At 56.6% G+C, this 19,849-nt stretch carries 17 protein-coding genes, 1 tRNA gene and 1 other RNA gene; 8 read left to right on the top strand and 11 right to left on the bottom strand.

Annotation, left to right across the window (positions count from 1 at the left end; genetic code table 11):
• Positions 1 to 109 precede the first annotated feature (109 nt).
• The gene (locus HMPREF2614_RS03395; RefSeq protein WP_080972824.1) at positions 110 to 1,753 is read right to left on the bottom strand and encodes an AbgT family transporter; all 1,644 of its coding nucleotides are present in this window, start codon (positions 1,751 to 1,753) and stop codon (positions 110 to 112) included.
• A gap of 180 nt (positions 1,754 to 1,933) precedes the next feature.
• Here HMPREF2614_RS03395 and smpB point away from each other — a divergent pair, with 180 nt between their 5' ends.
• Positions 1,934 to 2,437, top strand: coding sequence for an SsrA-binding protein SmpB (smpB, locus tag HMPREF2614_RS03390; RefSeq protein WP_038626299.1), 504 nt, complete (start codon positions 1,934 to 1,936; stop codon positions 2,435 to 2,437).
• A 12-nt stretch (positions 2,438 to 2,449) separates the two neighbouring features.
• On the opposite strand, the gene HMPREF2614_RS03385 is transcribed toward smpB, so the two are convergent.
• Positions 2,450 to 3,037, bottom strand: coding sequence for a DUF3887 domain-containing protein (locus tag HMPREF2614_RS03385; protein WP_070560134.1), 588 nt, complete (start codon positions 3,035 to 3,037; stop codon positions 2,450 to 2,452).
• A 164-nt stretch (positions 3,038 to 3,201) separates the two neighbouring features.
• On the opposite strand from HMPREF2614_RS03385, the gene ssrA reads away from it, so the two are divergent.
• Positions 3,202 to 3,586, top strand: a transfer-messenger RNA (tmRNA) gene (gene ssrA / locus HMPREF2614_RS03380).
• Between the two features lie 373 nt (positions 3,587 to 3,959).
• Here the strand turns inward: ssrA and HMPREF2614_RS03375 are convergent.
• Positions 3,960 to 4,799 (bottom strand): GDSL-type esterase/lipase family protein, encoded by an 840-nt coding sequence (locus HMPREF2614_RS03375; RefSeq protein ID WP_038626297.1) that lies wholly within the window; start codon positions 4,797 to 4,799, stop codon positions 3,960 to 3,962.
• Positions 4,800 to 5,066: 267 nt separating this feature from the next.
• The gene (locus tag HMPREF2614_RS03370) at positions 5,067 to 5,648 is read right to left on the bottom strand and encodes a PPA1309 family protein (RefSeq protein WP_049180920.1); all 582 of its coding nucleotides are present in this window, start codon (positions 5,646 to 5,648) and stop codon (positions 5,067 to 5,069) included.
• Positions 5,649 to 5,799: 151 nt separating this feature from the next.
• Here HMPREF2614_RS03370 and HMPREF2614_RS03365 point away from each other — a divergent pair, with 151 nt between their 5' ends.
• Complete coding sequence (locus HMPREF2614_RS03365) at positions 5,800 to 8,787, top strand: UPF0182 family protein (RefSeq protein WP_070560132.1); 2,988 nt, start codon at positions 5,800 to 5,802, stop codon at positions 8,785 to 8,787.
• Positions 8,788 to 8,987: 200 nt separating this feature from the next.
• Positions 8,988 to 9,061, top strand: a tRNA-Met gene (locus HMPREF2614_RS03360).
• 731 nt (positions 9,062 to 9,792) lie between these two features.
• On the opposite strand, the gene HMPREF2614_RS03355 is transcribed toward HMPREF2614_RS03360, so the two are convergent.
• Together HMPREF2614_RS03355 and HMPREF2614_RS03350 are read right to left on the bottom strand one after the other, a co-directional pair.
• Positions 9,793 to 10,866, bottom strand: coding sequence for a trypsin-like serine protease (locus HMPREF2614_RS03355; RefSeq protein ID WP_070560130.1), 1,074 nt, complete (start codon positions 10,864 to 10,866; stop codon positions 9,793 to 9,795).
• Between the two features lie 2 nt (positions 10,867 to 10,868).
• Positions 10,869 to 11,825 carry a DUF418 domain-containing protein gene (locus HMPREF2614_RS03350; protein WP_070560128.1) on the bottom strand — a complete coding sequence of 319 codons (957 nt, stop codon included), beginning with the start codon at positions 11,823 to 11,825 and terminating at the stop codon, positions 10,869 to 10,871.
• A 210-nt stretch (positions 11,826 to 12,035) separates the two neighbouring features.
• Here HMPREF2614_RS03350 and HMPREF2614_RS03345 point away from each other — a divergent pair, with 210 nt between their 5' ends.
• Complete coding sequence (locus HMPREF2614_RS03345; RefSeq protein WP_038626279.1) at positions 12,036 to 12,542, top strand: hypothetical protein; 507 nt, start codon at positions 12,036 to 12,038, stop codon at positions 12,540 to 12,542.
• On the opposite strand, the gene HMPREF2614_RS03340 is transcribed toward HMPREF2614_RS03345, so the two are convergent.
• Both HMPREF2614_RS03340 and arsB read right to left on the bottom strand, forming a co-directional pair.
• Entirely contained in the window at positions 12,539 to 12,967 is a 429-nt protein-coding gene (locus tag HMPREF2614_RS03340) for an arsenate-mycothiol transferase ArsC (protein WP_070560126.1), read from the bottom strand. The two genes, HMPREF2614_RS03345 and HMPREF2614_RS03340, sit on opposite strands and share 4 nt — an antisense overlap.
• 16 nt (positions 12,968 to 12,983) lie before the next feature.
• Complete coding sequence (gene arsB, locus HMPREF2614_RS03335) at positions 12,984 to 14,051, bottom strand: ACR3 family arsenite efflux transporter (RefSeq protein WP_049181369.1); 1,068 nt, start codon at positions 14,049 to 14,051, stop codon at positions 12,984 to 12,986.
• A gap of 72 nt (positions 14,052 to 14,123) precedes the next feature.
• Between arsB and HMPREF2614_RS03330 the strand changes: the two genes are divergently transcribed.
• Positions 14,124 to 14,462, top strand: a complete 339-nt coding sequence (locus HMPREF2614_RS03330) for an ArsR/SmtB family transcription factor (protein WP_016423238.1) — start codon at positions 14,124 to 14,126, stop codon at positions 14,460 to 14,462.
• Between the two features lie 42 nt (positions 14,463 to 14,504).
• On the opposite strand, the gene hisN is transcribed toward HMPREF2614_RS03330, so the two are convergent.
• Both hisN and HMPREF2614_RS03320 read right to left on the bottom strand, forming a co-directional pair.
• Positions 14,505 to 15,305 carry a histidinol-phosphatase gene (gene hisN, locus HMPREF2614_RS03325; RefSeq protein WP_038626273.1) on the bottom strand — a complete coding sequence of 267 codons (801 nt, stop codon included), beginning with the start codon at positions 15,303 to 15,305 and terminating at the stop codon, positions 14,505 to 14,507.
• A gap of 10 nt (positions 15,306 to 15,315) precedes the next feature.
• Complete coding sequence (locus tag HMPREF2614_RS03320; RefSeq protein ID WP_038626271.1) at positions 15,316 to 16,176, bottom strand: inositol monophosphatase family protein; 861 nt, start codon at positions 16,174 to 16,176, stop codon at positions 15,316 to 15,318.
• Between the two features lie 47 nt (positions 16,177 to 16,223).
• On the opposite strand from HMPREF2614_RS03320, the gene prfB reads away from it, so the two are divergent.
• The gene (prfB, locus tag HMPREF2614_RS03315; RefSeq protein WP_038626269.1) at positions 16,224 to 17,336 is read left to right on the top strand and encodes a peptide chain release factor 2; all 1,113 of its coding nucleotides are present in this window, start codon (positions 16,224 to 16,226) and stop codon (positions 17,334 to 17,336) included.
• Positions 17,337 to 17,338: 2 nt separating this feature from the next.
• On the opposite strand, the gene HMPREF2614_RS03310 is transcribed toward prfB, so the two are convergent.
• Positions 17,339 to 18,712 (bottom strand): HNH endonuclease signature motif containing protein, encoded by a 1,374-nt coding sequence (locus HMPREF2614_RS03310; protein WP_038626267.1) that lies wholly within the window; start codon positions 18,710 to 18,712, stop codon positions 17,339 to 17,341.
• A gap of 420 nt (positions 18,713 to 19,132) precedes the next feature.
• On the opposite strand from HMPREF2614_RS03310, the gene ftsE reads away from it, so the two are divergent.
• Entirely contained in the window at positions 19,133 to 19,822 is a 690-nt protein-coding gene (ftsE, locus tag HMPREF2614_RS03305; RefSeq protein WP_038626265.1) for a cell division ATP-binding protein FtsE, read from the top strand.
• The last annotated feature ends 27 nt before the right edge of the window (positions 19,823 to 19,849 follow it).

Raw genomic sequence — 19,849 nt, 5'->3', positions numbered from 1 at the left:
ACGCCCGTTGTGGTGGCGACCGTACGCAATATTAAGCCCGGGTGCCACAAATAAGTGAGGGATTGGGCGAAAAATTCGACCAATCCCTCAATCTCCTAGTGGCTGTGAGTTAACGCACCGGAACCCCTGGCCCCAGCGGAATGCCCGCGAGGTACCACACGACAAAGAATAGGAACCAGCCCACCATCATGCACAGCGAGTACGGGATAGCCAGCGACATCAGCGTGCCGACCCCCGCAGGCTTGTAGTACTTCTGCAGGAAGGTCAGTGCCAGCGCAAAGTACGGCGACATCGGTGTAATGATGTTGGTCGGGGAGTCACCAATACGGAATAGCTGCTGGGAGACCTCCGGGGAGACGTTGACGTACATCAGCATCGGCACTACGACCGGCGCCATCAACGCCCACTGTGCGGAGCCCGAGGTAATCAGCAGGTTGAGAACAGCCACCATCAGGACGAAGGCAGCAAAGAGCAACAGCGGCGGCAGATCCGCCTTGGTCAGGAATTCGGAGCCCTTGATAGCGGTCCACTGGCCGATATTGGACCACTTGAAGTAGGCCGTGAACTGCGAAACAGCGAAGAAGAGCACCATCATTGTGGTCAGTGTGCCCAGGCCACGTTCCATGAAGGCGGGCACATCTGCAGAGGAGGTGATGGTCTTGGCGCCGATGCCGTACGCAATACCGACCACGGCGAAGAAGAGGGCAATGGACACCACGACGTCGGTAAGCAGCACGGAATTCAAGATGCCGTCGCCTTCGCCGCGCAGAGGCGAACCCGGGATGAACAGAGCGGCGAACCACAGCGCAAGGAAGATAACAGCGGCGATGTTGCCGTAGCGCAGGCCATGGCGTTCGGAGTCGTTTAGAACGAGCTTATCGCGGCCGCTGTTGGAGCTGCTAGACGCGGTGTCCTGCTCCTTTTTCTTAGCGTTTTCCTCAGCAGCCTCCTCCGAAGCGCCCGGCTTAGTGAACTCGGCAGCTTCGTGGTCAATATGATCGTCGTGGATGGTCTTTGCCACGTGCTTGGTGATGAACAGCTCAGTAACAGCCGTAATAATCAGAGCCAGCACAATGGACGAAGCCATGGTGAAGAAGTAGTTGGCCAGAGGTGAAACCACGTATTCCGGATCCACGAAGTGCGCCGCATGCGTGGAGATACCCGCCAGCAGCACATCGGTGATGTTGAGCACCAGCGACGAATTGAACCCGGCTGACGAGGCGGCAAAGGCGACCATCGCACCGACAATGGGGTTACGACCAACTGCGGCGAATGAGGCGGCACCCAGCGGAATGAGAATCACGTAGACGGCATCAGAAGCGATCGAACCAGTCACGCCGGCCAGTGCGACAATGAATGTCAGCAGGACAGGGGAGTGCACCTTGGAAATTGCCGCGCGGATTGCCGAGCCGATGTAACCGGAGTACTCCGCAATTGCGACACCGAGCATGCACACCAGAATCAGGCCAACTGGTGCGAAGTCCGTGAAGTTCGTTACCGCCTCAGAAACCATCTTTTGCAGGTACTCTGCGGTAGCAAGGCTTTCCACCTCGATGATGTCACCCGACGCGGGATCCTTGGCCTGCATACCCGCAGCCTCACCGAGCCACGAAGAAACGATGACTACACCGGCAAGAATCACGAATAGCCAAAATGGATTTGGCAGTGCGTTGCCGATACGTTCCAGTGTTGCTAGGAACCCCTTTGGCTTCGGTGGCGCTTTGTCCGGTTCCAACGTTTTTGACTGTCCCATATATATAAAGATCCCTCTGTGTTAGACGTTGGTAAAAGGTTAGGGGAAAGTAAGTTGCGTCACAACGTAAAAGGCCAGAGGCATATGTATGTCGGGTGCGAGCAGGCGCATAAGGGAAAGTTAAGGGAATAGCTAGGGAATAGCTGTCGTGCACCTTCTTCGACTAGAGTTAAGCAGGTTATGGGCAAGAAGAAGTCGAAGAAAGAAAAGGTCAGCGCCAACAACGCGGTGGTGGCCACCAATCGTCGTGCCCGCCATGACTACAACATTCTGGACACCTACGAATGCGGTGTCGTTCTCGTGGGCACTGAGGTCAAGGCGCTGCGCGAGGGCAAAGCATCGCTTAACGACGCCTTCGCGACCATCGACGACGGCGAAGTGTGGCTCCGCGGGCTGCATATCCCGGAGTACTCCTACGGTTCGTGGACTAATCACTCACCGCGTCGCTCGCGCAAGCTGTTGTTGCACCGCAAGGAGATTGACACCCTGTGGGGCAAGGTCCGCGATGGCAACAACACGCTTGTGCCCCTGAAGCTGTATTTCACCGACGGCCGCTTGAAGGTCGAGCTCGCACTCGCCCGCGGTAAGCAGGACTATGACAAGCGCCAGGACATCAAGCGCCGCACGGAGGAGCGCGAAGCTACTCGTGCGCTGGGCCGCCGTGTAAAGGGCATCAAGGGGTAGAAGAGGCCTCTATTAGAAGGGGAACTCAGTCGCATCGACTGGGAGGATGAGCAGGCCAATGACATTTTCGTGACGGTCAAAGGCAACTCGAGCCATCCACTCGCCGGCCTCATGCTTGAGGGTGGTTATGACGAGGCTAGTGCCGAGAATCTTCGACAGTAGTTTCTGCGAGGTCGGTGCCTTAGTTCTGGTTCCCCCGAGGCTGGTGACTTGGGTGTCGTCGAAAGATTCGAACGCGCCAGTCTCGGTGAGAACATCTGTCCATGCAGAGTAGATGGTGGACCAGGGGAGGTCCTTTCGGAGCTTTGGCGAGATCATGTTGACGGTTTCTGTTTCTTCACCGTTGATGATGTGGCGAAGGAATTTTTCGCCGAGCTCGGCGATATGAGTAGTTTTTGTGGCAGTCATTAATTCTCCTGATACGGGGTCTGGGACACTTCCGAACCGCTTGAATGCCGCCTGCCGGGAGATATTGAGTGCATTTCCAATCTCTGCCCATGAGTGGCCCGCTGCGCGAGCCTGCGCCACGGCATCCTCAAGTTCTTGTTCGGCAATGTTCTTTGCTTGCAGTCGGTGACGGATTGTCGTCAATGGATCCATGACTGCAGTCAACCATAGGTTGACGCCAGTGTCAACCCGGAGTTGACGACCGTATTGGGTTGCTGGCTTTTATGACGAGGTTTGTTGACTTTTCTCGTCGTAAAGCGTTATTCTTGAACATCCTTTGAGTGCTACGCACATTCCCGCGCTCGAAGGCGTTGTATGGGGCTGACATGGTTTCGACACCGTACAGTGAGCCAGGGGAAGCGTGCCGGTGCAGGCTAGAGACCACCGTTTAAGCGTCGTAGCAACTGATTAAGCGCCGAGAACACTCAGCGCGACTACGCTCTCGCTGCCTAATTAAGCGACTAGCGTGTCTGTCAGACCGGGCTTGCCCTTTGGTCCGGACCCTGGCATCGACTTAAAAGGGCTCGCCCGATGGGTGTGCCGTAAGGCTCATCGGGGATCTTCTTACTTGCGGCTGGGCCCGTCATTCGGACATGTTTGCCTGAGCCGAAGGGTCGAGTAGAGGCGATCGTGCGAACTGCGCACGGAGAAGCCCTGGCGAGTTGGCGGTGGACCCGAGTTCAATTCTCGGCAGCTCCACAGATTAAAATCCCCGGTCATTACGGCCGGGGATTTTGCTTTTATATTTTTTATATCGTGTAGTCGCTTTTCCCATCATCCGTCAATGGAACGCAGACAATTCGGATCCAAGCCTCCAAGTCGGCGGCAGATTCGCAGTACCAGAAGATTATTGCACTACTGCAGGAGGTTATCGACTTAGCAACAATTCTCTACGCCCTCCGCGCGCTGAAGGGAAGAGAACGCATTAAGGTCACTGCAGAGGCGGACGTGGTGGAAGCGAAAGTGTAAAGACTGGGCCCGCGGCGGCAACAGACAGCAAAACCCTCGACCACACTTTTCAAAGCGGGACCGAGGGTTTTTACATTCCAAAACGCCTGAGCGGCGTCGGGCAACCTTAGAAGGTGCTCTTGTAGACGTTGGCGATGGTGGTGCCAGTAACTGCCGAACCGTGGAAGGTCGGGTGGTTGGTCATGTTGTAGGAAGCAACGTCAGTATCCAGAATTGCCGAGACTTGACGCTCACCGTCCGGGCCGCACATTGCGACATCGATGTTGGCAATGTTCTTCATGTTGACGAAACCGATGCCGGACTCATTTGCAGCGCGCTCCTGACGGTTCTGCAGAGCCATCTCAAACTGGTGCATGCCGGCAGCCGGAATGTGCGGTGCAAAACCTGCGGCGTTGACCGGGCAAGCGTAGTGAGTCGGATCATTCGAGGTGAAAGCTGGGTAGCCAATCAGCATGACGCGAGCAGTTGGGTTAGCGGCCTTGATTTTCTGCACCGCGGCAACAACGTTGGTGGTGTACAGGTCATCCTGAACCGGCATTGGCAGCACAGCGCCCTGCATTGCGTCATTGGCGCCAACGTAGATGGTCACCAGCTGGGTAGCCGGGCCGAGGGAGCCCTGGGCGATAGCGTTGTCAACCTGGCCCATCAGGGACTTCTGCGGCTGAGTCGGCATGAAAGCGGTAGTGCCGTTGCAGGAGTAGTCGTGCAATTCAAGGCCAGTCTCGCGAGCAACGTGAGAGCCGATGTTCGAAACCGAAATTGGGCAGCCACCACGGCCCGGCACGGCCGGATCGGACTGGCCCGGGTTAGCAGCGAAGGAATCGCCGAAGGCAACGTAGTTACCAGTAGGAAGAGCGTTGGCAACACCACCAGTCAGGAGGGAGGCTGCCAGCGCAGAAGCTGCAGCTGCCGAGGCTGCTGCACGGCGAACAACGTTGTTCTTCATAATTAAAAACCTCTTAGTTGAAAACCAATAGAAGGAAAAACTCGCGCTACACTCGCGATTTCTTCGCCACATTCGCCCGTCCCTGGAAGAATCCGAGTCCAACAGAACCAAGTCCAACAGAACCCTGAGCGGAAACTTAGAGACGCGCCTTTATCACTTTGTTATACAACTAGGTTCTAGTCCTGATGTCAACCGGAATCAGCTAGTTATAAGGATATTCGGCGCTTTCAACGCCTCTTGTTTGTCTCTTGTCGCTGGTAGGTGGAGTTATGAGTTACTTCCGAACGTGGAGTACAGCGCAGCGATGACACCATCGGCTACCCCAGAACCATCTTTTAGCTCAATCTCATCTTCAGCAAAGGGGCCACGCTCATCCAGTTCTGCTTCTGTGGGGCGCGGCTGAATCAGCGTTAGGTGTGGCCCCTCACTGATAACGCCACTGAAAAGACGTGCCTGACGAGCCGCCTCGCCATCCGCCTGTGCCCGCACCTCGTCTACGGATGCTCCCTCAAAACTGTCCGCCTGCTCCGGGGAAAGGACTATAATTTCCTGCGCTAACACGGCACCGACGACACCTGCTGGCCACGATGTTCGAGCGATAAAGTCCGCCAACTCAGGGCTACCACCTTCAATTCCCTCGGGGAGAGGCTCCTGCGCAACGACAGTCAGCGGGGCGCTGTCAATCAGCTCGTCGGCAAGCACGTCGGCAAGCGCGGCGGTGGGGACGAGGGCGAAGAGACTCGGAGCACGGTCCCAACCTTCGGCGTGGACGTATTCGACAGCCTCGCGCACGGCGCGATTGAGTGCCTGCTGGCTGAGATGAGTCTGTGTGCCGTTGTTTTCGCTCATGACGCTTGACGACGCCCCTTTCCTGGCAACGCTGTTTAAACAGCATCCTTAGTCAATTGTTAGGAACTTTATTTAGAGTAGATGACAGATAAGCGTACGTTCGACTTGCCAGCTCGCTGGTAAGTCAAGCTCAACTTGAACAGGAGAGACGTTGTCTCTAAACCAGACTCGACCGAGACGATCGGCGGGTGGCCGCCCGGGGTGGCTGGCAATTACCGTGTTGGTGATTGCCGCGCTGACCTTTGTTATTCCCATCGCCGTCAATTTTTATACGGACTTTCAGTGGTTCGGTGAAGTGGGCTATCGAGGGGTATTCGCCACCACGTGGCTCACTCGTATTGTCCTGTTTATCACCGTAGGCCTAATAACGGGTGCACTGACATTTCTATCTATGTGGCTGGCGTGGCGCTCGCGTCCCGTCGACCTCGGGCTGACGGATCCACGCAGCCCGCAGGCAGTGTACCGACGGATGGCTGAATCTGGTTCGAAGTCGATGTTCACCACGCTGCCCGTTGTATTCGGCGTACTCGGTGGCCTTGTGGGGCAGGGCAATTGGCAGACGGTGCAGCTGTTCTTAAACCGGCAGTCCTTCGGTGAGACTGACCCGCAGTACGGCAAGGACTTGGGCTTCTATGCATTCCAGTTGCCGCTGTGGTCGTACATCGTTTCGACGCTGGTTGTCCTGGTAGTTATTGCGTTCCTGCTGTCGCTGGTGACACATTACTTCCTTGGTGGCATCCGCCCAGGTAACCCGACTACAGGGGAGAAGACCCGCGTTTCCAATGCGGCTCGTGCGCAGTTGGCGTGCTGGGCCGGTGTTTTCATGCTGCTCAAGGCTGTGTCTTACTGGCTGGACCGCTATGAGCTGCTGAATAACAAGCAGAAAACCTTCACCGGTGGTTCCTACACCGATATCAATGCGCTGCTGCCGGCAAAGATTACGCTGCTGGTCATCGCAATTGTCGTGGCCGCTGCATTCTTCGCTTCTATCTTCCTGCGCAACCTCTCCATTCCGGCGTTTGCCACAGTGCTGATGCTGGTCTCCGCGGGGCTGATCGGCGTGGCCTGGCCGATGGCAGTTGAGCAGTTCTCGGTTAACCCGAACCGCGCTTCCAAGGAACGTGAATACATTGCGCGCAACATTGAATCGACGCGCTACCACTACGGGCTTACCGACGACAAGGTGAAGGTCGAGCGCGACTGGGGCGTTCCGGCTGAAAAGGAAGGCGATAAGGAGGCAGCAAAGGAAGGTGCGGATTCGATTTCGCGCGATGCCGCGACATTGGCCAATATCCGAATCCTGGATCCGGAGGTCCTGCCGCGTACTTTCACTCAGCAACGTCAGCTGAAGAACTTCTACGGTTTCTCCGATCCGCTTGCCATTGACCGCTACCAGATTGATGGGGAGTCCCGTGACTTCATTGTCGCTGCTCGTGAGCTGAACCCGCAGACTCTGCAGGGCAACCAGACTGACTGGATTAACCGTCACACGGTCTACACTCACGGCAATGGTTTCGTTGCTGCGCCGGCTAATAAGGTTGACGAGGTTGCCTCCGAGTCCGGTTCCGCCCGCGGTGGTTACCCGCTGTACACCGTGGCTGACCTGTTCGAGTCCGAGGACCCGAACGGCATGAACCTGAACCTGAAGCAGCCGCGTATCTACTACGGTCCGGTTATCGCCAACAGCGATGCCGACTACGCGATTGTCGGTGGCAATGGTGACGGCAAGGACTACGAGTACGATGCTGACGGCCGAAACTTCACCTACGACGGGGAGGGCGGTGTTGGCGTTGGCGGACTTGCCAGCCGCATGATTTTCGCCACCCGTTACCAGGAACTCAACATCCTGCTGTCCGACCGCATTGGGTCGGACTCCAAGATTATCTACAACCGCGATCCGCGTGACCGTGTTCAGAAGGTCGCCCCATGGCTGACTACCGACACCAAGACGTACCCGGCTGTAGTCGATGGCCGTATGAAGTGGATCGTCGACGGCTACACCACGCTGGCCAAGATGCCGTACTCCCAGCGCATGAGCCTCCAGGAAACCACGCAGGACTCCATTAACCCGGATGGCACTCCACGCCCGCTGCCGAACAGCGAGGTCAGCTACATCCGCAACTCGGTCAAGGCAACCGTTGACGCCTACGATGGCACCGTTGAGCTCTACGAGTTCGATGAGAAGGATCCGGTGCTCAAAGCTTGGGAAGGTGTCTTCCCGGGTGTGGTGAAGCCGAAGTCGGAGATTTCCGAGGAACTGCAGGAGCACCTGCGTTACCCGGAGGACTTGTTTAAGGTTCAGCGCGAGCTGATGGCCAAGTACCACGTCAGCGATCCGGGCGTGTTCTTCGCCAATGACTCCTTCTGGTCTGTCCCGTCCGACCCGACCGCACCGGAAGACAAGAACCTCTCTCAGCCGCCGTACTATGTTGTCGCTTCCGATCCGGAGAGCGGCAAGCCGAGCTTCCAGCTGATCTCGGCATTCCGTGGACTGGAGCGTGAGTTCCTCTCCGCTCAGATGAGTGCTTCCTCCGAGCCGGAGACCTACGGCCAAATCACTATTCGTGCCCTGCCGACCAACACCCAGACCATGGGTCCGCGTCAGGCGCAGGACACGATGATGTCCGCAGATGAGGTCGCCCAGGACCGTACCCTGCTCGAGGGTACGAACGTGGTCACCAACGGTAACCTGCTGACGCTGCCGGTCGGCGATGGCGAGATTCTCTATGTCGAACCGGTCTACACCCAACGCAAGGGGCAGGAGACCGCATTCCCGAAGCTGTTGCGTATTCTCGTCGCTTACCGCGGCCAGGTGGGCTACGGCGCCACGGTCACTGAGGCTCTGAGCCAGGTCGGTATCGATGCTTCCGCCGCGACCAAGGTCCGCGGTGAGGAAGAGACTGACGATCAGCCGGCGGATAAGGACAAGGACGCCGCCGACGCTGAGTCCGACGACGAGGCACCGAAGGAAGAGCGCAAGGTTGATGTCGCCGCGCGTGACGACGCCGCTCGCCGTATCTCCGACGCGCTAAAGAAGCTTAACGACGCCCAGAAGAACGGTGACTACGCAGCCCAGGGCCAGGCACTTGCCGAGCTCGACCGCGCTGCCGCTGACTACCAGAAGGCCAACGGCCAGTAAGGTTTACAGAGAGTAAGGCTTGCAACGGGAGATTAGCCGAGAATCATAGGTTCTTATGGTTCGCAGAGTCCCCAGGTTGTAGCGAAACTGGCTATGACCTGGGGATTGGTCTTTGTTGGGGGTGCCGTGCTACAGTTACATCTCGTTGGCCGGAGAGGTCAGCACCCGCTGTGAGTGCTTGTAAAAGCCAGGACAGTTGACGCGGGGTGGAGCAGCTCGGTAGCTCGCTGGGCTCATAACCCAGAGGTCGTTGGTTCGAATCCAGCCCCCGCCACTAAGAAGAGACCCCTACCGGTGTAAACGCTGGTAGGGGTCTTCGTTATTCGGGGGTCAAATCACCGCTTGGGGCTTAAGCCGTTGGGCAGTCGTTGGGTCTGACGAACTCGCGCACTTCACAACCGGGCATTGAAGGACGGTCGTCAAAATGCAGCGTGAGGCGCTGCTCGATTAGTCGGCCTGAAGGTACTTAGCTTGAGGAGTTGCTGGGTTGATTCTGGCCGATTTGCCTCAGCTCATGTACGCGCTGCTAGCTTTCGGTTTCACATATCGATGAGTTATTCACTTATGGATACGCTGGAGCGCATCGATGGGTGAATCATGCATCGATAAGTGAGCGCAATACTGGCAAAACGGTGGGCAGACAGCTGACAGACAGCTGCCAGACAGGCTTGGACTCCCACGGTGGGCTCGAAATGTGGGCGGATGTGGAGTGACTCGTTCCTTTTTTTCGCCCCTTCATAAAGAATTCTACGAAGTCTTGGCTTTCGATTTCTTCAGCCAGATCATTGGCGGAATCAACAGAGCCAGGCCACCGATAAGTGCGACCTCACCGAATCGTCGATTCTTAGAAAAATTGGAATAAAACCATAGGATTATCTCACGATTGTACGTCAGTTACCGAGAGATTTTGTGGCTTCGGTCACTATTAAGTTCCTCGCATGCACGATAAAAGCCGCCTACCCAGTACTTTCCGGGGAGGCGGCTTGTGGTTGTGGTTAGACGGTTCTACTGTCGGCCATTCCTAATGCGCGACCAGGCTGCTGCGACAACCAGGCCAACGCACGCGATGGCGAGGTAACCCCACATGTGATCGGCGCTGGTCTGAATGGTCTTTGGCGGAGCAGGAGTGTTCTCCGCGGTCAGCACGCTTTCTGTGTCTCGGCCAGAGGTGATGTCATCGATCCAGTCAGCCGTGCCAGCGAGGGTGGTGATAGCTGCGCTGGGGGAGGGTAGGTCAGGATCGCCATTGGAGGTTCCGGCAGTAGCCAGGCCCGCGAGCTTGCCGTCGACGAAGAACGGGCCGCCGGAGTCACCGCCCTGCATACCCGCGCCAGAGACGGAATGTGCGTCCAGGATGGCGCTTTGAATCATTGGCATCATGGCAGCGTCGGCTGGGATGCTTTCCGTTCCTGCGGGGATCGACTCGGTTTTGGAGTCATCTGGCTTTACTGCATCCGGCTTAACTGCACCCGGCATTGCTCCGCCTGGCTGCATCTCCATTGATTCCATGGCATCGCCCGGAACAGCTTCGCCCGGAACAGCCTCACCTGGAGTGGCCCCATCTGGAGCAGCCTCACCTGGAGTTCCATCAGCCGGTGCTCCGCCCAGCAGTTCCTTGACGACCATCTTGGTCATCGGGAGCTGCCCTGATCGCGCCATGGACGAGCTGCTGCTCCATCCGTAGAGGGTTCCCGTCTGCCCAGGTGTTGGGATATCGCGGGAAACCTTCGCGGGTGTTGCGTCAGTGACCTTTTGAGTCAGGTGAAGCAACCCCGCATCAGACATTGGAGACAGCGCCCAAGAATCGGCATCGTAGACCTTCCCGCCGATGCGGGCCTGGGTCCCTTCGTTGTTCACAGACTCCAGGCAGTGGCGTGCAGTGAGTACCCACTGGTCGGCAACCAGCGTTCCGGTGCAGTCGCCGAAATTGCCGATTTTGCCAATCTTCAGCGCGGCCACAGAACTGCTTTCAGCATTTGCGGGTGCGGGGTCGCCGTTTTCCAATGCAAGAGCTGGGGTTGCAGATAGAAGCAGGGTGCTGCTAACAATTGCTGCGATGGAAAAAGATGTTTTCTTCACGGTTATTTCCCTTTCCCAGAAGGAACAATGGCCTTGATTGCGGTGGCAACGAGTTTTTCGGCAGGGCCCTGTCCGACAAATTTCTTCCAGAGGCTAGCAATGACGAGGAAGAATACGATGAAACCTGCTGCGGACAACGTGGAATGCAATAGCACATTCTGTTGCCAATAAAACGCGGTGAGAACGTGCAGGATGTAGATAGTCAGTGACATTGTTCCCATAGCCGCGAATGGGTAAACCACAGCTGGGAAACGATCGCCTACGAACAGGCACAAGTGCAACACAACAGCGGCAACAGCGACGGAGAGAATGATTTCGCCGAAGACGCCAGTGTGTCCGGTAAAGCGGAGCCAGCCAGCAATCTCGGGATTAAATCGGAAGTACATGCCGACGGCAGTGATGACAACGCTGACAGCGGTAACAATCCAGCTCAACCGAGTATTGGCGCTGGTCTCAGAGGTGGAAGTGCTTTGCAGGCGACCGCGTAAGTAGACGTCGTAAAGCAGCATGCCGCCGATGAAATATGCAATCCACGCGAGTAGCGGATAAATTTGTGGCAGCGCCATTGGCGCGTACTTGATTGTGGCGGCGATGGTTGCGGCGATGAAGAAGCCGACTCGCCACCAGGTTCCGAGCGCTGGCATCCAGGAAACCAGCATCATTACCAGGCCCATGATGACGAGGACCACCTGAATTTCTCCACCGACCGGCAATAGTGCCAGGCCGATGAGAATGATAAGGGCACCGCGGGTGATTAGACGCAAGAAGGTAGTGCTGCTGTAATTACGGCCGATGATTATCATTGTGGCGCCGGCGATGATGGCGAACAGTGATGAGGGTAGGCCAGAGAGCACAACCTTTGTGCTCCAAAGTAGTGAGGCCATATGGACAATAATCATGCCGATGATGGCGAGTGAGCGCGCTATATCAAGCCCCACGATTCGGGTAGGTTTATTCACCCCAGATTTCTCCTTTACTACAACTTATAGGGAGGTGCTCTTTGGTAAAAAGCACTCTCTACAAACGGCGTATTGAAAACGACTTTCTAGTTGTAGCAGCTGAATCTGGCAATACATTAAGTGAGCATGTGTAAAACGCAGTGTTTCGTCTGTGTTTTTACTGGGAAACTAGCGCGCTCAAAAGCTAAGAGGCAGGCGTAGCCTGGTGGCATGACATCGATGCTGACGAGTTTCACCTGGGCTGAGGTGCCAGGAGTCTTCCTCGCGTACCTGTTGATTATTGCCATCCCCACCGCTCTCGCGTGGGTGGGTACCGCGTGGCTGGCCAAAAAGTCCGGCGAGCGCATCGCATATGGGCACACGGTTTTCGTCTTTGTCGCCGCATTCTTAATCTGCTTTTGTACGCTCGCGTGGATGCCCGAGGGTGAATACAACTACTCGCCATGGCAGGTTTTCTGCAGTGGCTTCGCGATGGTCATCCTCACTGCCTCTGCCATGATGCGCGTGCCCGCCCCAACTCTGAACCTGCTGCCCACCTGGTGGGCAGCGGTCGCCGGCTATACCCTGTGCTGGAGCATCATCGCCGGCACTGACGACATCACCGGGCTTTGGGGAGTCGGTCTGATATTCCTGCTCCTCGGTCTTATCGCAGGCGTTGGCGCAGTCGTGTGGCTTACGCTGGCGATAAGGAGGCTTTTGTTGGATTCTGCCGCTTAGGGATTCTTGGTGGAACGGAGTTCGACAGCTAACTTGTCGATACGGCGCTCGAGGTCATCGCGAATCAGATTCATGCGCACTTCTCCTTCGATGCCTCGTTTTGAAGGCTCGTCAGTAAGCCAACGCTCGAGTGAGCCTTGAGCGTCCGAGGGGAGCTCTACATGAGCGGCATCGCCGATGATGACAACACGATCTGCAGTCCGGAGAATCGTGGAGTCAATGGGCTTTGGTGATGCACCGTCCATAGAGGCGCCGATTTCTGCAACTGATTTGGCTGCAAGCGCATTGGTAGTAGTTTTGGGGTTCGTTCCTGCTGAAAGGGCGATGAACTGCGTGGCATATTTTGCACGCGCAATGGCCTCGGCCATCTGGGATTTACCGGCATTTGCCACGCAGATGAAAAGTACCTTCGGGATTTTCTTCACTTCAGAGCCCTTTTTTCTATAGTCTGTCCGGTACGGAGAGGTCATTGGGGAAAAGGCGTGGACCAAGCCAGCGGGTGACGTAGACAAGTGCGACGAGCACGGGTACTTCAATGAGTGGTCCAATCGTTCCCGCAAGTGCCTGCTGGGATAATGGGCCGAAGGTGCCAATTGCAACCGCAATTGCCAACTCGAAGTTATTTCCGGCAGCCGTAAAGGCAATCGATGCGGAGGTTGCGTAGTTCATGCCCGCGGTCTTGGCCGAAGTGAGAGCGATTGCGAACATGGCGAGGAAGTAGATCACTAGTGGTAGCGCCACTTTTGCAACGGTCCAGGGATTCTCAAGAATCTGCTGTGACTGAAGCGCAAAGAGCAACACGATTGTGTATAGAAGGCCGGCAAGCGCCAATGGTGAGATTTTGGGCAAGTACTCATTTTCATACCAGTCGCGACCACGGGTGCGTTCACCAATTATGCGTGATGCTGCGCCAGCTAGAAGCGGAATACCGAGGAATACCACTACGGATAGTGCGATTGCCCAAAAAGAAAAGGTGGCGGAAGTGGTTTCCAGTCCCAACCAGGAGGGCAGAATCTGCAGGTAGAACCACCCTAGAGCGCCGAACATGAGAATTTGAAATAGCGAGTTTACGGCCACCAGTACGGCAGCGACTTCAGTATCGCCGCAAGATAGGTCGTTCCAGACCAAAACCATTGCAATGCAGCGGGCGAGACCGACGATGATCACGCCAGTGCGCAGTTCTGGACTATCACTGAGGAATATCCAGGCAAGGGTGAACATCAGTGCGGGGCCGAGAATCCAATTGAGGAAGACTGTGATGCCCATCAGCTTCCTGGATGTCAAAATTTTGCCCGTTTTGTCGTATCGAACCTTTGCGAGCGGTGGGTACATCATGACCAGCAAGCCGATGGCGATTGGTACGGAAATTGTCGCAATTTTTGCCTCTGCCAGCCAGTTCACAAGTGACGGTGCAATTTTGCCCAGAATGAGGCCAATTGCCATTGCAGCTGCAATCCATAGCGGCAAGAAGCGATCTAGGAAGCTGAGTGACTTTGTAGTCTGTGTCATAGTTTCCTGTGTAACCAATATATCGATGATTGTCAATATATTTAGAGGGGAGGCCGTGTAGCCTCAACAGGTATGGACGAAATCTCAGAATGCTGTGCACTTGGCGGTCGGCCTCTCGACGCGGCGGAAGCGCAGGCTGCGGCAACGCTCTTCAAAGCGCTGGCGCAACCGGCGCGCCTGCAAATTTTGTCTCAGCTCGCTGCCGCTGGCTGTAGCCCGATGACCGTGGGGGAGCTGGCCGCTGTTTCTGGGCTTAGTCAGCCTACGGTGTCGCATCATTTAAAGACCATGGCGGATGCCGGGCTGCTAACTAGATCTAAGAGTGGACGGGTAGTAACCCATGAGGTACGCCCTGAGGTATTTGCTGAGCTGCGACGTATCCTGGATATCGGTCACGCGGACGGGAGATAGTGAGCCGCTCGTCGCAAATTGCGATAGGTTGGAAAACCCTGCTTACCTATTCAGGCGCTTGACGACGGCGTCGTGAAGCAACCCATTCGTCGCAACCGCGTCCCCGCCGTGCGGCCCGTTGACACCCGCTAGAGAAGTGAAGCGGCCGCCAGCTTCCTCCACCAGAATCGCAAGAGCTGCCAGGTCCCACAGGGAAACTTCCGGCTCGGCGGCGACATCGACCGCACCCTCCGCTACCAGGCAGTAGGAGAAGAAGTCGCCATAGCCACGCAGGCGCCAGGCGTCATCGGTGAGACCGATGAAGTTGTCGCGCAAATCGCGCTCGGCCCAACCTGTGAGCGAAGAATTGGAGATTGAGCAGTCCGCGACATCTGCTACCTTCGAGACTTCAATGCGGCTCTCAGCGGCTTCCCGGCCGCCGACCTGCACGCGCTTGAATGCGCCGTCGCCCTTGGACGCCCACCAGCGACGTCCCAGCGCAGGGGCGGAAACCACGCCGACAACCGGCTTGCCGTCTTCCAACAGGGCAATCAAGGTGGCCCAGACCGGGACATTGCGCACGAAGTTCTTCGTGCCGTCGATGGGGTCGATGACCCACTGACGGCCCTCAAACACAGCTTCGCCACCGAATTCTTCGCCGAGGACCTCATCGCTCGGGCGCTTGTCCGACAGAATCTCGCGGAGCAGCTTTTCGCACGCGATGTCGGCATCGGAGACCGGTGTGAGGTCGGGCTTGGACTCGACGACTAGATTGGCCGCCTCGAAGCGGGACATCGTTAGGTCATCGGCTGCGTCGGCAAGCGAGAGCGCGAGGGCGAGATCTTCGGAGTAAGAGGTGGTCATGGCCGAAATTCTAGCGCAGAACCTCACGTAGCTCTGCGACCTGGCCACTCGAGCCCGCGAGCTTCCAGCGTCCCACCGACGTGCATTCGCCGCCTGCGCCCTTAATAAGTGCGTATCCCGGCAGCCAGTCCCAGGCCGCGACGTCGCGCTGGAACCATACGCCGATGCGGCCATCGGCTACGCCGGCCATATCCACCGACGCTGAGCCCAGCATGCGCCAGGTAGCGCTGCGAGACACCGCATCCAGCCAGGACTTTGTGGCCGTGACCTCGGATTCCTCGCTCGAGTTCACCACCGCGGTGTGGAGGTAGGTCGCTGCGCAGACTTCCGAGAGCGGATGGTCAGTGACTCGAAGGTCGTCAATAGTGCCGTCAATGTTGATACGACTGGTCGGCAGATTGGGGCCGCCAATCCAGCTTTCGCCCGTTGCCGGGCGATGCACCGCACCGAGGATGACCTCATCCGGATTGCTCGCATCGCCCATAACCAGCGCCAACGCACTGCACCAGTAGTCCGAACCAGTGGTGAAATTGTAGGTGCCATCGACAGGGTCAATCACCCACGTGCGACCCGATTGGGATTCCTTCGCCGACCCTTCCTCGCCAAGAATGCCGTCCTCCGGGCGGAGCGCGGCCAAGGCCTCGACGACGAACTTCTCCGCTGCGCGGTCGGCCGCGGTGACGACGTCGGAAATCGATGTCTTGTACTCCGTGACCAGGCCTTCGTCGCGCATGCGAGCAGCAATGGCAGCGGCACGCTTCACGATGGCAACCGCAACACTGGTATCCGATGCCACAATTGACTCGGAAACTTGGGAGAGAAAGAGTTCTAGGTCTTGGCTGGAATCTTGGCTGGCGGTGGATTCAGACATACGTCCTATTGTGCACCGAAACAGGAGGTATAGCTAAGGTAGTACCCGTGAACCCGGATCTGAATGCTGACCTCAAAGAACTCGACGCGACGCTGACCACCATTGAGAAGGTGGTCGATGTCGACGAGCTTTCCGACCGGATCAGGGAGTTGGAAGCCCAGGCCGCCGACCCGTCGCTGTGGGATGACCCCGACCACGCGCAGCAGGTCACCAGTGCACTGTCGCAGGCGCAGGCGAAGAAGAAAAAGATTGACTCGCTGCGCGGGCGCCTCGACGATCTCTCCGTGATGTACGAACTCGCGGAAGAGGAGGGCGACCCCGACGCCGTCGAGATGGCCGATGCCGAACGCGCTGAGCTGCGTGCCGACATCGAATCCCTCGAGGTCACGACGATGCTTTCGGGGCCTTACGACGAGCGCGAGGCGGTCATCAACATCCGCTCCGGTGCCGGTGGCGTGGATGCCGCTGACTGGGCCGAGATGCTCATGCGCATGTACCTGCGCTGGGCCGACAAACACGGGCATAAGGTCGAGGTTTACGACACGTCCTACGCTGAAGAGGCCGGTATTAAGTCCGCTACTTTCGTCGTCCATGGCGAGTACATGTACGGCACCCTCTCGGTCGAGCAGGGCGCACACCGTCTGGTTCGCATCAGTCCTTTTGATAACCAGGGGCGCCGCCAGACTTCCTTCGCCGAGGTAGAGGTGCTGCCGGTCGTCGAGGAAACAGATCACATCGACATCCCCGAGTCAGATTTGCGTATCGACGTCTACCGCTCCTCCGGCCCAGGCGGACAGTCGGTGAACACCACGGACTCCGCGGTCCGGCTTACACACGTCCCAACCGGCATAGTGGTGACCTGTCAGAACGAGAAGTCGCAGCACCAAAACAAGGCATCTGCCATGCGCGTTCTGCAAGCGAAGTTGCTGGAGAAGAAGCGCCAGGAAGAGCGCGCGGAGCTGGACGCCCTTGGCGCCGGTGGTAATGCCTCGTGGGGTAACCAGATGCGCTCTTATGTGCTGCACCCGTACCAGATGGTGAAGGATCTGCGTACCGAATACGAAGTCAACAACCCACAGTCGGTCCTCGACGGGGACCTCGACGGGTTCATCGAGGCCGGTATTCGCTGGCGCATGGCCCAGCAGTCCGAAGGGGAGTAGTGCTAGAAGGGCGGTTCGTCTTCGGGCGCTTCCGGTGCCTTGGGTGTTTCCGGTGTGGTGGGCTCGTCGGCTTCTCCGTTTCTCTCGTTTTTGTTCATTCCCAGTTCTTCGCGAGCCTGATTTGTCAGCTCCTGTGATTCGCGGAGGTGTTCCAACCTCTGCTCGTTGTATTCCTTGAGTGTCTGTGCTTTCTTTGTCTTGCGCAGGTCGAAAGAGTAGCGACCGTGGCCGGAGAGCGGTCCTGTTTCTGTACTGATAAGCGCAGCTTTTTCGGTGCTTTGATCAGTGGCGGAGGTCCAGTACTCCACGCCGTCGATATCGCGCACGACATTCCAAAGACCGGCCGTTTTTAGATTGTGGTGCCGGCGGCATAGGCAATGGAGGTTGGGCGTTTCGGTTTGGCCACCTTCTTCGGGATTCTCGTGGTTATACGGCTGAATGTGGTCGATGTCGCACTTCGTTGCATCGACATCGCATCCGGGAAAGCGGCAGGTGCCGTCTCTACCTTGGACGTAAGTACGCTGTCGCTCTGTTGGCGAGTACTTTTCCGTTTTCTCGTCCGCTAGTAGCCGGATGCTAGTGACTCGATCGAGCCAGGATTCAGTGGCGATTTTGTTGATCCACCCCAGACCGCCGATCCATGCCTCCTGTGGCTTGTCTTGAGTAAGTGGGCAGTACAGATTCAACGTGGCGGTGACCTGAGCAGTCCCGTGCAGAAGGTGTGAAAAAGCCTCGACGAAGTCGCAGTCCTGATCAGCGGTAATTTCTTCCAAGACCTTCTGAAACTCAATTGCCCGCTCAGGCATCAGTTCCATGGTGACTTCAGTGAGGTTGTCCTTTAACTCGAACTTTATAGATTCGCCAGCTTTTTGCTCGATGCCTTTTTGAAACGAAGTAATCGGCGGGTCGTACTCATTTTTAGGGCGCAATAGCGGGCTGACTTCATTAATAAATCGCTGAATATTCTGTTGAAGACTCCGAACCCCGCGAAGAACTTCACCATCGACTCGCGGCGTGATCAGTTCGAGGAGATGGTCTTCGAAATATTTCACAGTAGAGGCGTCATCCAAGGGGAGGAGGGCTGTGGCAATGACCCGCATGTGGGGAAGCGGTAGCTGTGCGCGTTTGAGCAGAAGCTCTTTCAACCGCGGGAGCCGCTCTAGCTGCATCCCGATATCGATGTACTGGAGTGTTCTCCCGCGCGACATGCCAAGAGCTGGAGCGATTTTGGCGATGTAATCTTCGACATCTTTTGTTGAAGAAGACGGAACACAAGCAAGGGCAAGCTGCAGATCAGCTCGATTACGGCCAATTCCAAGACGTGCTGGTGCTGTTTGAGAAATCTCATGGTGAAAGCGTGGCGCTGTTGCTTCCATCGCCGCAGCGTAAGTGCGTTTCCGTGGTATATGTTCCCCGCTGGCCATTGTTGAATCCCCCTGAAAGATAAGGCCTGGATGTTGAAATGTTGAAATAAGGAAGAGGTAGGGAAAATATTTTCGACTAACTCTGAGTGTCAGTTTTCCGAGCTTTAAGCAGCTCGGCGACGTTATTTGGTGTTTTTAATCCTCGCGTTTAATCTTTCATCGCTCATTTTAATCGAACATGTAGGCGAAGTAAAGGGGGGTAGAGATTCTTGAGAAAATTCTTTCGAATACTGTCGTAGCGTGCACTTCTGTGTGGTCGCGCGCTCTGGGGGGGGGGCAATGTCACCTAGCTCCGCAGCCTCGCTATTCCGGCGCCCAATTCCACGCATTCCAGAGTGACTTGAGTGGCTTAAGTGATTAGAGTGTCTATCTATGATCACTTTCGACGGGGTTACCAAGTCCTACTCGACTTCTAGCCGACCAGCTCTCGACGATGTTTCAGTCCACATAGATAAAGGTGAGTTTGTCTTTCTTATTGGACCGTCGGGCTCTGGTAAGTCGACATTCCTGCGCCTTATGGTGCGTGAAGAGAAAGTGGATTCAGGAAAACTGACGGTTGCAGACCAGGATTTGACTAAGATCTCTCGCCGCAACATCCCGAAATTGCGTCAAAAGGTGGGGTACGTCTTCCAGGACTTCCGCCTGCTGCAAAAGAAGACCGTGTACGAAAATGTCGCGTTCGCATTGCAGGTTATTGGCAAGCCGAAGGCGAAAATCGACAAAGCTGTTCCGGAAACGCTTGAAATGGTCGGGCTCTCGGGCAAGGAAAATCGCTACCCGCACGAGTTGTCGGGTGGTGAGCAGCAGCGCGTTGCCATTGCTCGCGCCTTCGTCAACCGCCCGCTCATCTTGCTTGCCGACGAGCCCACCGGCAACCTCGACCCAAGCACTTCCGGTGACATCATGCTCTTGCTTGACCGCATCAATCGCATGGGGACGACCGTTATCGTGTCGACTCACGACAACGATGCCGTTGACTCCATGCGTCGCCGCGTGTTGGAGCTGGAGCTGGGGCGTCTCGTGCGTGACGACGCCACGGGTGTTTACGGCCTGAACAATTAACAGACAGTCCATCGGTAGAAGAACTCA

Origin of the sequence: Corynebacterium sp. HMSC074C11, assembly GCF_001809455.1 — a bacterium.
Lineage (GTDB): Bacteria > Actinomycetota > Actinomycetes > Mycobacteriales > Mycobacteriaceae > Corynebacterium > Corynebacterium amycolatum.
Note: the sequence above shows the minus strand (reverse complement) of the source record. Positions and strands in the feature narration are given on the sequence as shown.

Bases quoted from the DNA above. Each gene is read 5' to 3' on its own strand.
- HMPREF2614_RS03310 (WP_038626267.1), bottom strand. From the start codon at position 18,712: ATGGAAGCAACAGCGCCACGCTTTCACCATGAGATTTCTCAAACAGCA.
- smpB (WP_038626299.1), top strand. From the start codon at position 1,934: ATGGGCAAGAAGAAGTCGAAGAAAGAAAAGGTCAGCGCCAACAACGCG.
- HMPREF2614_RS03375 (WP_038626297.1), bottom strand. From the start codon at position 4,799: ATGAAGAACAACGTTGTTCGCCGTGCAGCAGCCTCGGCAGCTGCAGCT.
- HMPREF2614_RS03345 (WP_038626279.1), top strand. From the start codon at position 12,036: ATGACATCGATGCTGACGAGTTTCACCTGGGCTGAGGTGCCAGGAGTC.
- hisN (WP_038626273.1), bottom strand. From the start codon at position 15,305: ATGACCACCTCTTACTCCGAAGATCTCGCCCTCGCGCTCTCGCTTGCC.
- ftsE (WP_038626265.1), top strand. From the start codon at position 19,133: ATGATCACTTTCGACGGGGTTACCAAGTCCTACTCGACTTCTAGCCGA.
- HMPREF2614_RS03395 (WP_080972824.1), bottom strand. From the start codon at position 1,753: ATGGGACAGTCAAAAACGTTGGAACCGGACAAAGCGCCACCGAAGCCA.
- arsB (WP_049181369.1), bottom strand. From the start codon at position 14,051: ATGACACAGACTACAAAGTCACTCAGCTTCCTAGATCGCTTCTTGCCG.
- HMPREF2614_RS03385 (WP_070560134.1), bottom strand. From the start codon at position 3,037: ATGGATCCATTGACGACAATCCGTCACCGACTGCAAGCAAAGAACATT.
- HMPREF2614_RS03370 (WP_049180920.1), bottom strand. From the start codon at position 5,648: ATGAGCGAAAACAACGGCACACAGACTCATCTCAGCCAGCAGGCACTC.
- HMPREF2614_RS03320 (WP_038626271.1), bottom strand. From the start codon at position 16,176: ATGTCTGAATCCACCGCCAGCCAAGATTCCAGCCAAGACCTAGAACTC.
- HMPREF2614_RS03330 (WP_016423238.1), top strand. From the start codon at position 14,124: ATGGACGAAATCTCAGAATGCTGTGCACTTGGCGGTCGGCCTCTCGAC.